This is a genomic window from Lysobacter sp. GQ73 (assembly GCF_059758755.1).
This window is the reverse complement of sequence record NZ_JCAXEE010000002.1, coordinates 923,473-939,928: the sequence shown is the minus strand read 5'-3', so window position 1 is coordinate 939,928 and position 16,456 is coordinate 923,473. Positions and strand designations below refer to the sequence as shown.

Below are 16,456 nucleotides of genomic sequence, written 5' to 3'. Positions count from 1 at the left end.
AGACCATGTTCGACATAGGCTTCTCGGAAGTCTTCGTGATCGCGATCGTGGCTTTGATCGTGCTCGGTCCCGAACGCTTGCCCAAGGCCGCGCGTTTCGCCGGCCTGTGGGTGCGGCGCGCGCGCGCGCAGTGGTATTCGGTCAAGTCCGAGCTCGAGAACGAGATCGCCGACGAGGACCTCAAGCGCAGCCTGCGCCAGGCCCAGGACGACCTGCGCGACGCGCAGGGCCAGTTGCGCGACAGCGGCCGGGCCATGCGCGATGAGGTCGATGCGATGAACCGCAGCATCGCCGCGCCGGTCGGCGCCGCCGCCCGCCCGGCCGAGAACGCCGCCGCCGGCGCGCACGACCCCTCGCCGACGGCCGATGCGGCCGCCGGCGATGTCGCGGCGACCGAAGCCGCACCGGTCGAAGACGCGCCGCCGACCCACGACTACGCCAGCGCCGCCTTGCCGGACTATCGCCCTTCTCCCAAGACCCCGACCGATGAGCGACGCTGACTCCCGCGCGCCGCAGGCCGGCGGCCCCGCCGACGAAGCCTCGCCCGAACCGCGCCTGCTCGATCACCTGATCGAACTGCGCGCGCGCCTGTTGCGCGGGGTGACCGGCCTGATCGTCGTGTTCCTCGGCTTCCTGCCGTTCGCCAACAAGCTCTATCACTACCTGGCGACGCCGCTGCTGGCCAAGCTGCCGGCCGGCAGCCAGCTGATCGCGGTCGAAGTCGCCTCGCCGTTCTCGGCGCCGCTCAAGCTGGCCTTCTTCGCCGCGCTGATGGTCACCATGCCCTGGCTGCTGTACCAGGCCTGGGCCTTCGTCGCGCCCGGCCTGTACCGGCGAGAAAAGCGCCTGGCCCTGCCGCTGCTGGTGTCGGCGCTGGTGCTGTTCTACGCCGGCTGCGCGTTCGCGTTCTTCCTGGTGCTGCCGTCGGTGTTCGGGTTCCTGGTCAAGGTCACCCCGGTCGGCGTGGCGATGATGACCGACATCAACGCCTACCTGGATTTCGTACTGATCCTGTTCCTGGCCTTCGGCATCAGTTTCGAAGTGCCGGTGGCGCTGGTGATCCTGGCCCTGCTCGGCTGGGTCACCCCGGCCCAGCTCAAGGAAGCGCGCGGCTACGCGGTGGTCGGCATCTTCGTCATCGCCGCGGTGATTACGCCGCCGGACGTGGTATCGCAGCTGATGCTGGCGATTCCGATGTGCATCCTCTACGAGATCGGCATCATCGCCGCGAAGTGGGTGGCCTCAGACCGTCGCGACCGCGACGACGAGGACGATGCCCCGACCGGGGACGCGCGCGACCGATGAGTGCGGCGCCCATGAGCGCGCGAACCGCGAGCGCGCCGGCGGCGAATCTGTCGGCGGGGTTCTGGCCGCGCTACGCGGCCTGGTCGCTCGATGCCGCCGCGGTCGCCGCGGCGACGAGCGTCGTCGGCGCCGGCCACTGGCTGGCCCTGGCCGAATCGGCCCGGCGCGCCTATGCGGCGATGGCCGCGCGCACCGCCGAGGTGATGTCGGCGGCGGTGCTCGACGACCTGTCCTTCGGCGGCTTCGCCCAACGGCTGATCGCCGACCCGGCCCTGCACGCCGCCGCCACGACCACGGTCGCCGCGCTGACCGCGCTGGTGCTCGGCTGGGTCCTGGCCTTCGCCCTGTTAGGCGCGGTCTACGAGATCGGTTTCGTGCTGACGCCGTGGCAGGCCACGCCCGGCAAGCGCGCGCTGCGCCTGCGCGTGACCGGCATGGACGGACGGGCGCTGGGCGCCGGCCGCATCGCCTTGCGCTATTTCGGCGGCGGCCTGTCGTGGCTGAGCTTGAACATCGGCCATCTGCTGGCGATGGCGAAACCGGACTACCGCGCCTTGCACGATCGCCTGGCCGGCGCGCGGGTGGTGCGCGACGGCGAGCCGGGGATGCCGCTCTGGGGCTGGGCCTGGGTGGCGCTGCAGTTGTCGGCGAGCTTGTTCGCGCTGGCCCGGTTGTTCGGCGCGATGCAGGCGACGATGGATGCGGCCGTGTACCAGGCCGGCGGCCTGTAGTGCTGGTTCTGGTTTGTAATTCGCGAGCTCCCGCGCGGGCTCAAGCTTCCAGCTGGCCCGGGCGCGGCGTCGACGAAGTCCCCGGCGCGGCCGGCTGCTCGCCCTGGCCGAACACGTCGCGCCAGGCGTAGTAGCAGGTGCCGACCATGACCACCACCACCACCGCGCCATAGGCCAGGTACAGCGATGCGGCGAGCAGAGCGCCGAGCACCGGGTGGACCAGGCTGCCGACCTGCACCAGCACGATCGCGATCACGCTGGCCAGCACCGCCGACACCACCACGCCGAGCACGAACAGCATCGCCGCGAGCAGATAGGCGCCGAGGTTCCACAACGATGCGCTGAGGCTGTGCTTGACCGCGTCCGACAGGCTGAGCCCGGAGAACATGATCAACGGCACCGAGATCAGCAGGATCGCGTTGCTGAAGTAATTGAACAGGAACTGCACCAGCATCATCAGGCCCGGGTGATCGGGCTCCGGCGCGGTCGCGACATGGCCGCTGAGCGCGCCGCGCATCATTTCCAGATACTGCGGCCAGTAGTCCTGGCCGGCCAGCCACACCACCAGCGCGGTGCTGATCAAGGTCAGAGCGATCTGGATCAGGCCGAGCAGGGCGAGCGGGCCGACCTTGCCCAGGCGCAACGGCGCGAACAGGTCGCGCGCGCGCGTCGGCCGCCCGGCCTCGGCTTCGCGGATCACGTGCATCAGGCCGGCGAGCAGGATCGGCAGCGCCAACACCAGGGCGACGAACATCGGGATCACCGCGGTCACGATGCTGGCCATGTCCGGGTTGGCGCCGCCGGCCAGACTGCGCGCCGGGCTCGCCAGCACCAGCGCCAGCAGGTAGAGCACCGCCATGAACAGCAGCGCCGCGCCGAAGATCGCGCGCGGATTGCGCGTGCCCAGGTTGATCGCGCGGATCAGCCATTGCACGCCGTGGGTCAGCGGTACCTTGCGCATCGGTTGCGTCATCGGATCGGTCCTGGCCTCGCGGCCGCCTTGCTGGTGATTGCGGTGGTGCGCGCGAGCTGCGCGCGCACGAGATTAAAGCCGGCGACGCGGCAGCGAGCGAAGCCGGAGCCGCCGGCCCGCACGCCCGCGGCGCTCAACGCCCGTGCAGCGTGCGCGCATGGCCGACGAAACGCCGCAGCACGCGCCGCGCGAACGGCGTGGCGCTGACGCTGCCGGCGATGCTGCGCGGACAATGGCCTTCGCTGCGCAGCGCGTCCTGGCGCGCCCGCACGTAGCCGCGCATGTGCGTGGCGCTGAATTCGGGATGGAACTGCACGCCCCAGGCGCGATCGCCCCAGCGGAAGGCGTGGCAGGCGTCGTGGGCCGAGCGCGCCAGCACGGTGGCGCCTTCCGGCGGGCGCAGCACGGTCTGCAGATGGGTGGCCTGGGCCGGGAACTGGCTCGGCAGGCCGGCGAACAAGGGGTCGTCGCCGGCGCTGGCGTGCAGCTCCAGGCCGATCGTGCCCATCTCGCGGCCGGCTGGGTGGTTACCGACTTCGCCGCCGAGGGCGTGGGCGAGCAACTGGTGGCCGTAGCAGATGCCGAACAGCGGCAGGCGCGCGTGCGCGGCCTCGCGCAACCACTGCGCGCTGCGTTCGCTCCAGTCGGCGCGGTCGGTGACCATCGCGCCCGAGCCGGTGACGATGGCGCCGGCGAAGCCCTCGCGGCTCGGCAGGGCTTCGCCGTGCTCGACGTCGACCACCACCGCCTCGTCGCGCTCCAGCCCGGCGGCGACCCGGATCCAATGCGGAAAACCGCGGTGGCGGCGCATGGAGGCGACCGGCTGGCCGGTCTCTAGGATCAGGAAGGGCGGATTCACGGCGTGGCGGCAGGCGGGAAACGGTGCGAAACCAGGGGGAAAGCCCTGGCGCGCAAGGCTCGTCGCTATACTAACCCGCTTTGCTGCACTGCGATGAGACCATGGCCGCGAGCGACCACCCGACCCCGCTGATCACCTTCCAGAGCATGATCCAGCGCCTGAACGCCTTCTGGGCTGAACAGGGCTGCGTGCTGATCCAGCCGCTCGACCTCGAAGTCGGCGCCGGTACCTTCCACCCGGCGACCTTCCTGCGCGCGCTCGGTCCGGAGCCGTGGAACGCCGCCTACGTGCAGCCTTGCCGCCGCCCCACCGACGGCCGCTACGGCGACAACCCCAACCGCCTACAGCGCTACTACCAGTACCAGGTGGCGATGAAGCCCAGCCCCGACAACATCGTCGAGCTGTACTTCGATTCGCTCAAGGCGCTCGGCGTCGACCCGATGGTGCACGACCTGCGCCTGGTCGAAGACAACTGGGAATCGCCGACCCTCGGCGCCTGGGGCCTGGGCTGGGAGGTCTGGCTCAACGGCATGGAAGTCACCCAGTTCACCTACTTCCAGCAGGCCGGCGGCCTGGAGTGCAAGCCGGTGCTCGGCGAGATCACCTACGGTCTCGAGCGCCTGTGCATGTACCTGCAGAACGTCGACAACGTGTTCGACCTGGTCTGGACCTACGGGCCCGATGGCGTGCCGGTGACCTACCGCGACGTCTACCACCAGAACGAAGTCGAGCAGAGCGCCTACAACTTCGAGCACGCCGACGTCGCCGAGCTGTTCCATCGCTTCGACGCCTGCGAGGCCGAAGCCGCCAAGCTGATCGGGCTCGGCCTGCCGCTGCCGGCCTACGACCAGGTCTGCAAGGCCAGCCACTCGTTCAACCTGCTCGATGCGCGTCGCGCGATCAGTGTGACCGAGCGCCAGCGCTACATCCTGCGCGTGCGCAAGATCGCCCAAGGCGTGGCCGAGGCGTATCACGCGCAGCGCGAGAAGCTCGGTTTCCCCGGCCTCAAGCGCGCGTCGGAAGCCGCAGCCGCCTGACGCTTCGAAACTCATCTCCCGCATGCGGGGGATGGGGCGGGGCGAGGGCCGGCATGAAGTCCGCCGGCCTCGCACCGAACACCTGCAGTTCGCTCAAATCACCCACCTCGCCGCAGCAAGCGCGGGGCGTCTTCACCGAAGACGAAAACGCAAAGGCATCCGCATGAGCACGACGCAACCTCTACTGATCGAACTGGGCACCGAGGAACTGCCGGTCAAGGCCCTGCCGGGCCTGGCCCAGGCCTTCTTCGACGGCGTGCTGGACGGTCTGCACAAGCGCGGCATCGGTTTCGATCGCGAAGGCGCCAAGCCGCTGTATACGCCGCGCCGCCTGGCCGTGCGCCTCAACGGCGTGGCCACCCAGCAGCCCGAGCAGAAGAGCGAAGTGCTCGGCCCTTATCTCAACATCGCCCTCGACGCCGAGGGCCAGCCGACCAAGGCCTTGCAGGGCTTCGCCCAGAAGGCCGGCATCGACTGGAACCAGCTCGAACGCACCAGCGACGCCAAGGGCGAGCGTTTCGTCCACCGCGCGACCAAGCCCGGCGCCGACACCGCCAGCCTGCTGCCGGAGATCGTGCGCGAGGCGCTGGCGGCGATGCCGATTCCCAAGCCGATGCGCTGGGGCGACCACGACTACGGTTTCGCCCGGCCGGTGCATTGGCTGGTGCTGCTGCTCGGCAGCGAAGTGGTGCCGGCGCAGGTGCTCGGCGTGCGCAGCGACCGCATGAGCCGCGGCCACCGCTTCATGCACGACAAGCCGGTCTGGTTCAGCGCGCCCGAGGACTATGTCGAGTCCCTGCGCAGCGCTCACGTGCTGGTCGACGCCGACGAGCGCCGCGAGCGGATCGTGCGCGAAGTCGCCGCCGCCGCGCAGCAGGCCGGCGGCCATGCGCGCATCGACGAGGGCATCCTCGAAGAGGTCAACGGCCTGACCGAGTGGCCGGTCGCCATCGTCTGCGGTTTCGAGCGCGAATTCCTGGCGGTGCCGCAGGAAGCGCTGATAGCGACCATGGAAGCCAATCAGAAGTTCTTCCCGGTGCTCGACGCGCAGGGCCAGTTGACCGAACGCTTCATCGGCATCGCCAACATCCAGTCCAGGAACGAAGCCGAGGTCCGCAAGGGCTACGAGCGGGTGATCCGTCCGCGCTTCGCCGACGCCAAGTTCTTCTTCGACGAAGACCTCAAGCAGGGTCTGGAATCGATGGGCGAGGGCCTCAAGACGGTGACCTACCAGGCCAAGCTCGGCAGCGTCGCCGACAAGGTCGCGCGCGTGGCCGCACTGGCCGAGGCGATCGCGCCGGCGGCCGGCGTCGACCCGGCGCAGGCCAGGCGTGCGGCGGAACTGTCGAAGAACGACCTGCAGTCGCGTATGGTCAACGAATTCCCGGAACTGCAGGGCATCGCCGGCCGTTATTACGCCCAGGCCGCGAACGAACCGGCCGAGGTCGCCGCGGCGATCGACGAGGCCTATATGCCGCGTTTCGCCGGCGACGCGATCGCGCCGTCTTCAATGGGTCGTGTTCTTGCAATAGCCGAGCGCCTAGACACCATCGCGAGCGGTTTCGCGGCTGGGCTGAAGCCTACCGGAAATAAGGATCCATTCGCATTAAGGCGTAACGCACTGGGGCTAGTCAGGACGATCATTGAAAGTGGTACTGCTCAGAACGACTACGGATTTATCTACCATGCGGCTTCTGCTGCGCTATTTTCCGTTTTTGTTAAGGATGTAGAGGAGCGAAAGGTCGCTGATCTCGCATCTCAGATCGAAGACATCAAAAAACATGGCGCAGTGCGACGTGGCGAGGGGCAAAGGCCGCTTCCGGCAGATATCAAGCAAGTGACACGGAAAGAGGTCAATGATCTTGCTGGCCAAATTTATGACTTTGTTGTGGATCGTCTAGAAAGCTATTACGCGGATGCCGATATCTCTGTGCAGCAATTTGAATCGGTAGCGCATGCGCTGCCTACTTCGTTTCTCGACTTCGACCGCCGCCTCAAGGCCATCGCCGAGTTCGCCAAGTTGCCCGAGGCCGAGGCGCTGGCCGCGGCCAACAAGCGCATCCGCAACATCCTCAAGAAGGTCGACGGCGAGGTGCCGACCGCGATCGACCCGGCGCGGTTCGTCGAGGACGCCGAGCGCGAGCTCGCCGAAGTCGTCGATGCCGCGATCGCCGATACCGACCCGTTGCTGGCGCAACGCGATTACGTCGCGGTGCTCGGCCGCCTGGCCCGCCTGCGCCCGCAGGTCGACGCCTTCTTCACCCACGTGATGGTCAACGTCGACGATCTGGCGGTACGCAACAACCGCCTGGCCCTGCTCAAGCGCCTGTCCGACCGGCTCGGCAGCGTCGCCGCAATCGAGCATCTGTCGATCTGACTACGAGCACATCGCAGAAAGCGAAAGGCCGGCGCAAGCCGGCCTTTTTGTTGGGGCGGGTTGAAAGCCATGCGGCAGGCGAATCGCCGGCCCGAACCGGGCTTCGAGTCCCATAAAAAAGGAGCCGGCTTGCGCCGGCTCCGTTCTTGCGCTGCAAGTATCCGAGTGGAACTCAGAAGAACTTGTAGTTCACGCCGACGTAGTAGGCGCGGCCGATCGCGTCGTACAGCGCCGAGCCGAAGCCCGTGCCGAACAGGTTGACCGGCGGATCGGAGTCGAACACGTTGGTCACGCCGGCGTAGAGCTGCACGCCGGTGTCCTTGATCGTGTAGCTGCCGCGCATATCGTGGAACACGCCCGAGCCGGCCGAGATCACGTTGGTCTGACGCGGATTGGACGCATAGCTCTCGTTGGTGACGCGCAAGCCGCCCGAAGCGAAGCGCGTCGACCAGTTGACGTCCCAGTTGTCGCGGCTGTAGCCGGCGCGCAAGGTCGCCTTCCACTCCGGGAAACCGAGGGTCTTGTTGTCGTCGCTGAACTCGGACGGGTCTTCCTGGAACGGATAGCTCTTGTAGTTCAGAACCTTCGTCGCGTTGAGGTCCCAACGCATGCGGCCGCCCCAGAGATCGTGGCTGTAATACACCGCAATATCGACGCCGTCGGTCTCGATCGCCGAAATGTTCTGGTTGATCGAAGTCAGGAACTCGATCTGACCGTCCGGTCCACGGCGAGCGTTGCGGCAGTAGATGTTGTCGATGCCCGTCGGCGAATCCACGCAGCGGTCGGCGACCGTCTGGAAATCGGGTGCCGAGATCGCATTCTCGATCTTGATTTCCCAGTAATCGGCGTTGATGCCGAAGCCTTCGAGGAAGGTCGGCGTGAACACCAGGCCTGCGGTCCAGCTGCGGCCGGTTTCAGCGTCGAGATCCGGATTGCTGCCCGACAGACCTTCGTTGGTGGCGGTGAACTCGTCGGTGAAGTTGGCCGGCAGGCCCAGCGCGGCGCAGTTGCGGGCGCGCACGGCGGGATCCTTCGCGTTCGGGATTTCCTGCACGTCGCAGGGGTCGTCGACGAAGCCGAAGTTCTGCGATTGGCCACCGAACAGTTCGTCGATGCCGGGCGCACGTACGGCGGCGGACATATTGCCGCGCAGACGCAGGCTGTCGTTGAACGCCCAGTCGAGGTTGTAGCGCCAGGCGCGGGTGCTGCCGACGGTGTCGTACTTGGAGTAGCGCGCCGCGCCGCCGACGGTCAGGCTCTTGATCGCCGGCAGGTCGGCCAGCAACGGCACCGCGACTTCGGCCCAGATTTCCTGGACGTCGTAGCTGCCGCGCGAGCTCGGGATGGCGTTGAGGAAGGTCTCGCCGGCGATGTCCAGCGGATCGTTGATCGCCTGGCTGGTCTCACGACGGTACTCGACACCGGTGCCGAAGCTGACCGGACCGGCCTTGAGCTCGAACAGGTTGTTGTTGGTCAGCGAACCGCCGGCCACGAACTGGGTCAGGCGCGTCTTGGAGATCGTGGTGACGTTGAACCAATCCGCTGCCGCCGGGCTGATCGCGCCGGCGCCGAACACCGAGAACGGGATGCAGCTGGCAGCCACTTCGGGCGAGATGATGCCGTCGGGCGTTGCGGTATTGAAGTAATACGCTTCGTTGACCGCGGTAGGATCGATCTTCGAGCGGCAGACGATCTGTCCGGTGTTCGGATCTTCCACCGCATCGAGGCCGGCGTAGAAGCGCTCCATGTGGCGGTTGTTGAGGTTGCGGCGACGTTCGTGGGTGCGGCCATAGTTGACCGACACGTCGTACAGCCAATCGCTGGTCAGCGCGCCTTCGACGCCGAACACGACGCGGGCGGTCTGGCGGTCGGTGTCTTCGCCGCGCAGGCCGGCATCGACGTCGTTACGGGTGACGTTGATGGAATCGCGCGCGCCCATGAGGGCCGCCAACTCCGGCGTCACATAGGCGTTGTCGGCCATGATGATGTGCGGGTTGGTGCTGCCCGCGAACGCCGGCGAGAAGAACGACTTGGTGTGGACCTTGCTGTACATGCCTTCGAAGTACAGGCGGTGATCCTGGTTCAAGTCGAAGCTGGCCACCGAACTGACCGTGGTGCGCTTGTAATCGGGCTGCAGCAGGACCTGCTGGTTGCCGTCGGAGCGATCGCAATCGACGCAGTTGCCGTTCGCGTCGGACAGACCGGTGAAGCGCTGCTTGCGCACGCTGCCGTTCGGGTCGAAGACGTAACGCAGGGCGCGGTTGCCGGTGGCGCCGAGCGAGAAGGTGCCGCCCTCGGTGAGGGTGTAGTTGCCGCCGTTCGGCAGCAGCACCTGATCGGTCGCGCCGCCCGGAGTGCGCACAGTGCGGTAGGCCTGGTTACCGAAGCGGTCCTTGAACCACAACGGATCCTGGTTGCTGTGCTCGATCGACACGGCGACGTTGCCGCGGTCTTCTGCGAAGTTGGTGCCGGCGGTCAGCGAAAACAGGCGCTCGGTGAAGCCGCCGTGCTGGCTGTCGCCGATCTGGAAGTGAGCGTTGGCGCCTTCATACTTCTTCTTGAGGATGAAGTTGACCACGCCGGACACGGCGTCGGCACCGTACACGGCCGAAGCGCCGCCGGTAATGACTTCAACGCGCTCGACCCAGTCGGCCGGGATCAGGTTGGTGTCGACGGCGGTGGTGCCGGCGGACGCGCCAACCATGCGGCGACCGTTGACCAGCACCAGGGTGCGGGACGTGCCGAGGTTGCGCAGATCCTGCATGGCCACGCCGGCGGTGCCGATGAAGCGGCCCGAGTTGCCCATCGTGAACGTGGTGGCCAGCTGCGGCATCGTCGTCAGCAGGTCGCCGATATTGACCGCGCCGGTCGCTTTGATGTCCTCGGCGGTCAGGACGCTGACCGGGGCCGGGGAGACGACGTTCGGGTTGGAGATGCGCGAACCGGTAACGGTAACGGTTTCGATCTTGGTGACGTCTTCATTCGAAGCCGTTTCCGCCTGCTGTGCATAGGCGGGCGCGATGGCGCCGACCAGCGCGGTGCAAACAGCAGTGGTGAGTATTTTTCTATTCACGAAATGGACTCCTGAAATATGCAGTGACATTGCTTCCCTACCGTGTGGCTTCCCTGTGGATGGAAGTGGTGGTTTGGCTGTTTCTAGGAGACCCCGATGAGCCCGCCGCGCAGCCCCCAGCGCATGCGGTCAGTTCCCCTGAGGCCGAAATTACGACTTCTTAACGGCAGATGCAATTAATCTGCAAAGTGGCTGAACAAAATTCGTAAGCAATACAAGCCTTTACCGGTTATCCTGCTCGCTATGCCATTGATCCCCCGCCTTTTTTTCGCCGTCGCCCTGGTTCTTGGAGTCGCCGGCGCGGCCCGGGCGGCCAAAGTCGGCAAAGTTGAGATCGTCGGCCTCGATGAGGCCATGACCCAGAACGTCCGCGTGTCCCTGTCCCTGGTCGATACGATCGGCAAGGACGTGTCCGGGCGCCGCCTGGCCTATCTGCTGCGCGAGGCCGAGAACGAGGCGCGCGAGGCCCTGGAGCCGTTCGGCTATTACTCGCCGACGATCAAGGTCGAGGATTCCCGGGGCACCCGCCGCCGCGATCCGGCGCTACCGGCCGACTCCAGCCCGGCCGATGCCGGCACCGATCAGGACGCGGCCACCCAGGACCCCGCCAGCCAGGACCCGGCCGCCCCGGCCGCCGCCTCGGCGGCGACCCCGTCGGTGCCGATCACCGTCACCCTGACCATCGACAAGGGCGAACCGGTCAAGGTGCGGCGCTCGGACGTCGCCATCCTCGGCGCCGGCAGCGACGACCGTTACCTCAAGCAGGACCTCGAGGCGTTCCGGCCCGGCCCGGACCAGGTCTTCAATCACGAGCTGTACGAGGCCAGCAAGACCAAGATCACCCGGCGCCTGGCCGAGCGCGGCTACTTCGATGCCGATTTTTCCTCGCGCCGGGTGGAAGTGACGCGCGCAGAACGTGCCGCCGACATCGATCTGGTCTGGACCAGCGGCCAGCGCTACGACATGGGCCCGATCACCTTCGAGCAGACGCCCAAACGGATCATCCGCGACAGCCTGCTCGAGCGCCTGGTGTATTGGGAACAGGGCAGTTACTACCACCAGGGCAAGCTCGACCGCTTCCGCGAGTCGCTGTCGCGGCTGGACTACTTCGCCAGCATCGACATCGAGCCGCAGCCGGACCAGGCGGTCGACGGCCAGGTGCCGGTCAAGGTGACCCTGACCCCGGCCAAGCGCAGCATCTACACCGCCGGCCTGAGCTACGGCACCGTCAGCGGCGCCGGCGTGCGCCTGGGCCTGGAGCGGCGCTACCTCAACGACCGCGGCCACAAGGCCCTGGCCCAGGTCGACTTCGCCCAACGCCGCAAGACCGCGACCCTGCAATACCGTATCCCGGCTTTCGCCTGGCTCGACGGCTGGTACACCTTCAGCCTGCAAGGCACCGACGAGCAGACCGACTACATCGACTCGCGCCGCATCGAACTGGTCGCCAGCCGCAGCGGCAAGATCAACCAGCGCTGGACCGCGACCGCCTCGGTGCACGGCCTGCGTGAGCGCTGGGCCTATGCCGACGAGGACGACGACGATCCGACCACGCCGGTCGAATACCGCTCGGCGACCTTCCTGTATCCCTCGTTCCGGGTCGAGTACGTCGATGCCGACGACCGGCTGTATCCGCGCAACGGCATCGCCGCCACCGCAATGCTGCGCGGCGGCCTGGAAAGCGTCGGTTCGGATGCGAACTTCCTGCAGCTGCACACCACCGCGCGCTGGTACAAGGGCCTGGGCCCGCGCAGCCGGCTGATCGCCCGCGGCGAACTCGGCCACACCTTCACCGATGCCTTGGTCGACATGCCGCCGACCCTGCGCTTCTACGCCGGCGGCGACCGCAGCATCCGCGGCTACGAATGGCGCGAAGTCGGGCCGCGCATCCCGGCGGGCGAGGGCCGCAAAGCTTTCGCGCTCGGCGCCAAGAACGTGGTCACCGGCAGCGTCGAGTACGAGCAGTACTTCAACGACAGCTGGGGCGCGGCGGTGTTCGTCGACAGCGGCAGCGCGTTCGACAACACCCCGAAGCTGCGCACCGGCGTCGGCGTGGGCCTGCGTTGGCGCTCGCCGGTCGGCCCGTTGCGGGTCGACATAGCACGCGGCCTGGACGACCCGGATTCGGGTTTCCAGCTGTATCTCAACATCGGCGCCGATCTCTAAGGCACGCGGCCAGGACGACCCTGCAACGACATGAGCGATACGCCGAAAACTCCCGAACAACTGTTGCTCGAACGCCGCCAGCGCCGCCGCGCGGCGGCCAAGCGCTGGGCCTGGCGCAGCGGCATCGTCGCGGCGATCGCGACCCTGGCGATCGCATTCGGCGTGTACTGGCTGATCAGCACCATCGCCGGCCGCGACCTGTTGCTGGCGCAGATCGTCGCGCGTCTGCCGGCCGACTCGACCTTTACCTGGACCGCGGCCGAAGGCCCGGTGTCGGGGCCGCTGACCCTGCGCGGCGTGCGCTTCACGTACAAGGGCACTGTGTTCACCGCCGAGCGGGTCTTCGTCGATCCGGCATTGCGTCCCTTGCTGGGCCGCAAGCTGCGCCTGGACGCGCTGCAGGTCGAAAACGCGACCCTCGACCTGCCCAAGAGCGACGAGCCCTTCGAGCTGCCGAGCTGGCCCGAGGTGCTGCCGCAGATCGAACCGCCGCTGGCCTTGCAGGCCGACGACGTACGCATCGACGGCTTCAAGCTCAGTCAGGTCGGCGAGCCGTTGATCGAGGTGCGCCGCCTGCGCGCCGGGCTCGATGCGCAGTCGGGCAAGCTGCATGTCGAGAAAGTCGAAGCGATCACCGACCGCGGCCGTTTCACCATGCACGGCGAGTACGAACCGCGCAACGACTTCAAGACCGACCTGGTCGCCACCGCGGTGCTGCCCAGCGCGCCGGGGCGCACGCCGCCGCGGCTGGGCCTGGTCGCGCGCGGCGATCTGTCGCGCATGGACGTCGCCATCGCCGGCGCCGCCCCCGGCCCGGTGCGCGCCAGCCTGACCCTGCGCGGCAAGGACGATCCGCGCTGGCAGTTGCGCGCGCGCGCCGATGCGCTCGACGTCGGCCTGCTGCTGTCGCCCGACGCCAAGCCCAGCGACACGCCGATGGCGCTGCGCTTCGACGCCGGCGGCGTCGGCGGCAAGGCCGATCTCAACGGCGAGTTCCGCCAGGGCGACCTGGCGGTAACGGTGCTGCCCTCGAAGATCGCGCTGAAGGACCAGGTGCTGGACGTGCAGCCGCTGGCGTTGAAGTTGCTCGACGGTACCGCGACCCTGCGCGGCCATGCCGACTTCACCGATGCCGAGAACGGCCGGTTCAAGTTCGCCGTCAACGCCGATAATTTGCGTTGGGGCGGCCAACCCGCGGCGACCACCGCGAGCGCGGCTGCGCTGGCCAAACCCTCGCGCGCGCCGCAGGCCCCGGCCACGCCGGCGATCGTGCTGGAGAACGCGCAGCTCGGTTTCGCCGGCACGGTCAAGGCCTGGGCCGCGATCGGCCACGCCCGCCTGCTGCGCGACAAACAGGCCGCGACGGTCGAGTTCGACGGCCGCGGCGACGACCGGCGCATGAGCCTGAAGACGCTCAAGGCGAAGATGCCGACCGGCCAGCTCGACGGCAGCGGCGACATCGCCTGGGCGCCGGCGCTCGGTTGGAACCTCGAGGCGACGCTGTCGGGTTTCGACCCGGGTTATTTCGCCCCGGAATGGAAGGGCGCGGTCGACGGCCAGCTCGCCAGCACCGGCGCTACCCGCGACGACGGCGGCCTGGAAGTCCGCGTCGATGCCGAACGCCTCGGCGGCCGCCTGCGCGACCGGCCGCTCGGCGGCCGCGGCCGGTTCGCGATGCACGGCGCGGCGACCGGCAAGAGCGACGACGCCTACGAAGGCGAGGTCGCGCTCAGCCTCGGCGGCAGCCGCGTCGACGCCAAGGGCAAGCTCGCCCAGGCGATCGAACTCGACGCCAGACTCGCACCGCTGCTGCTCAACGATCTGCTGCCGAACACCGCCGGCAGCCTCAAGGGCACGCTCAAGCTCAGCGGCGCGCGCGATGCGCCGAACATCGACGCCGACCTCACCGGCAGCGGCCTCAAGTACCGCGACTACACCGCGGCGAGTTTCAGCGCCAAGGGCCGCCTGCCCTGGCGCGGCCGCGGCGGCGAACTGGCGCTGCGCGCGAGCGAGCTCAACGCCGGCCTCGCGCTGTCCTCGCTCAGCGTCGATGCGCGCGGCGCGGTCGAGTCGCTGCAACTGCAGGCGCAGGCCGACAGCGAGCTCGCCCAGCTCGCACTGGCCGGTCACGCCGACAAGCGCGGGGCGACTTGGCAGGGCGCGCTGGCCTCGCTGCAGCTGACGCCGAGCAAGGGCGCGTCGTGGCGCTTGCAGCAGGCGGCGCAGTTCCGTTGGGACGGGCGCAACGGCGCGTTGTCCAACGCCTGCCTGGCGTCGAGCAGCGGCGGCTCGCTATGCGCCAGCGCGGACTGGCCGCGGCGTGGTCTCGACATCAAGGGCCAGGGGCTGCCGTTGTCGCTGGCCCAGGCCTATCTGCCCGAACGCAGCGACAAGCGGCCGTGGCTGCTGCGTGGCGAAATCGCGCTGGACGGCGCGCTGCGTCCGGTCGGCAACGGTTGGCGCGGCCAGGTCGAGGTCACTTCGAGCGGCGGCGGCCTCAAGTTCAGCGAGCGCGCGCGCCGCGAGTTGCTGCGCTACAACGCCCTGTCGCTGAAGGCGACGTTCGACCCGAACAAGCTCAACGCTGAACTCAAGGCGGGCTTCAACGACGACGGCCACATCGACGCCAGGATCGCCACCGGCTGGGACGCCTACGCGCCCTTGTCGGGCGAGGTTTCGGTCGACACCGACGAACTGACCTGGCTGGAGATGTTCTCGCCCGACATCGTCGAGCCCAAGGGACGCCTGGAAGGCCGCATCAGCCTGGCCGGCACGCGTTCGCAGCCGCTGCTCGGCGGACAGGCGCAGCTGAGCCAGTTCACCACCGAACTGCCGGCGCTCGGCATCGTCCTGCAGAACGGCAACGTCCGCCTCGACGCGCAAAGCGACGGCAGCGCGCGCATCGCCGGCAGCGTGCGTTCCGGCGAAGGCACCTTGAACATCGACGGCACGCTCGGTTGGCAGGGGGACGACACGCCGTTGGTGCTGAACCTGCGCGGCACCAACGTGCTCGCCTCCGACACCCGCGACCTGCATGCGATCGTCAACCCCGACCTGACCGTGCGCTACGCCGCCAAACAGCCGTTGCAGGTCACCGGCACGGTCACCGTCCCGACCGCGCGCATCGACCTGGAGCGCCTCGACCAGGGAGTGTCGGTGTCCGAGGACGTGGTCGTGCTCGATCCGGTCGATCCCGAAGACACCGGCGCCTCGCCGCTCGACCTCGACCTGACCCTGGTCGTCGGCGAGCAGGTCAAGCTCAACGGCTTCGGCCTCGACGGCAAGCTCGGCGGCCAGATGCGGGTGCGTTCGCGTCCCGGTCGCGAGATGACCGCGAACGGTGCGCTCAACGTCGAGGGCCGCTACACCGCTTACGGCCAGAAACTGCAGGTCACCCGCGGCCGCCTGGCCTGGAACAACGGCCCGGTGTCGGACCCGATCCTCGACGTGCGCGCCGAACGCGAAGTCGGCGCGGTCACCGCCGGCGTCGACATCAGCGGCCGGGTCAGCTCGCCGCAGGTCAACGTCTGGTCGAACCCGGCCAGTTCGCAGTCCGAGGCGCTCGCCTACCTCGCGCTCGGCCGGCCGCTGTCGTCGGTCAGCGGCGACGAAGGCCGCCAGCTCAACGCCGCCAGCGCCGCGCTGTCGGCCGGCGGCGGCATGCTCGCCTCGCAGCTCGGCGCCAAGATCGGCCTCGACGACGCCGGCGTGATGGAAAGCCGCGCGCTCGGCGGTTCGGTGCTCGGCGTCGGCAAATACCTGTCGCCGCGCCTGTACGTCGGCTACGGCGTGTCCCTGCTCGGCACCGGCCAGGTGCTGACCCTGAAGTACCTGCTGCGCAAGGGCTTCGACATCGAGATCGAGTCGAGCACGATCGAGAACCGCGCTTCGATCAACTGGCGCAAGGAAAAGTAAGCCGATGGCGTGCGCGGACC

The 16,456-nt window shown here is 68.1% G+C and carries 9 protein-coding genes and 2 pseudogenes; 8 read left to right on the top strand and 3 right to left on the bottom strand.

The window, feature by feature from the left end; genetic code table 11:
- The first annotated feature begins 5 nt into the window (after positions 1–5).
- From tatB to AC6CH2_RS08890, 3 genes are read left to right on the top strand one after another with little or no spacing between them, the layout of a single operon-like run.
- On the top strand, positions 6–500 hold the full coding sequence (gene tatB / locus AC6CH2_RS08900) for a Sec-independent protein translocase protein TatB (RefSeq protein ID WP_498268918.1): 495 nt from the start codon (positions 6–8) through the stop codon (positions 498–500).
- The gene (gene tatC / locus AC6CH2_RS08895) at positions 487–1,305 is read left to right on the top strand and encodes a twin-arginine translocase subunit TatC (protein WP_435396725.1); all 819 of its coding nucleotides are present in this window, start codon (positions 487–489) and stop codon (positions 1,303–1,305) included. Before tatB ends, tatC begins: the two co-directional genes overlap by 14 nt.
- 11 nt (positions 1,306–1,316) lie before the next feature.
- Entirely contained in the window at positions 1,317–2,036 is a 720-nt protein-coding gene (locus AC6CH2_RS08890) for an RDD family protein (protein ID WP_498268917.1), read from the top strand.
- 40 nt (positions 2,037–2,076) lie between these two features.
- On the opposite strand, the gene AC6CH2_RS08885 is transcribed toward AC6CH2_RS08890, so the two are convergent.
- Together AC6CH2_RS08885 and AC6CH2_RS08880 are read right to left on the bottom strand one after the other, a co-directional pair.
- The gene (locus AC6CH2_RS08885) at positions 2,077–3,009 is read right to left on the bottom strand and encodes a BPSS1780 family membrane protein (RefSeq protein ID WP_498268916.1); all 933 of its coding nucleotides are present in this window, start codon (positions 3,007–3,009) and stop codon (positions 2,077–2,079) included.
- A gap of 133 nt (positions 3,010–3,142) precedes the next feature.
- Positions 3,143–3,868 (bottom strand): glutamine amidotransferase, encoded by a 726-nt coding sequence (locus AC6CH2_RS08880; RefSeq protein ID WP_498268915.1) that lies wholly within the window; start codon positions 3,866–3,868, stop codon positions 3,143–3,145.
- Between the two features lie 101 nt (positions 3,869–3,969).
- Between AC6CH2_RS08880 and glyQ the strand changes: the two genes are divergently transcribed.
- From glyQ to AC6CH2_RS08865, 3 genes and pseudogenes are all read left to right on the top strand, one after another.
- Positions 3,970–4,905: a glycine--tRNA ligase subunit alpha gene (gene glyQ, locus AC6CH2_RS08875; protein WP_498268914.1), complete on the top strand. Its 936-nt coding sequence runs from the start codon at positions 3,970–3,972 to the stop codon at positions 4,903–4,905.
- A 22-nt stretch (positions 4,906–4,927) separates the two neighbouring features.
- Positions 4,928–6,799 (top strand): annotated as a pseudogene (gene glyS / locus AC6CH2_RS08870) (glycine--tRNA ligase subunit beta); the annotation flags it as partial.
- Positions 6,779–7,282 (top strand): annotated as a pseudogene (locus tag AC6CH2_RS08865) (DALR anticodon-binding domain-containing protein); the annotation flags it as partial. The pseudogenes glyS and AC6CH2_RS08865, both read left to right, overlap by 21 nt.
- Positions 7,283–7,454: 172 nt before the next feature.
- Here the strand turns inward: AC6CH2_RS08865 and AC6CH2_RS08860 are convergent.
- The gene (locus AC6CH2_RS08860) at positions 7,455–10,355 is read right to left on the bottom strand and encodes a TonB-dependent receptor domain-containing protein (RefSeq protein WP_498268913.1); all 2,901 of its coding nucleotides are present in this window, start codon (positions 10,353–10,355) and stop codon (positions 7,455–7,457) included.
- 243 nt (positions 10,356–10,598) lie between these two features.
- Here AC6CH2_RS08860 and AC6CH2_RS08855 point away from each other — a divergent pair, with 243 nt between their 5' ends.
- On the top strand, positions 10,599–12,521 hold the full coding sequence (locus tag AC6CH2_RS08855) for an autotransporter assembly complex protein TamA (protein ID WP_498268912.1): 1,923 nt from the start codon (positions 10,599–10,601) through the stop codon (positions 12,519–12,521).
- A 30-nt stretch (positions 12,522–12,551) separates the two neighbouring features.
- Entirely contained in the window at positions 12,552–16,436 is a 3,885-nt protein-coding gene (locus AC6CH2_RS08850) for a translocation/assembly module TamB domain-containing protein (RefSeq protein WP_498268911.1), read from the top strand.
- Positions 16,437–16,456 lie beyond the last annotated feature (20 nt).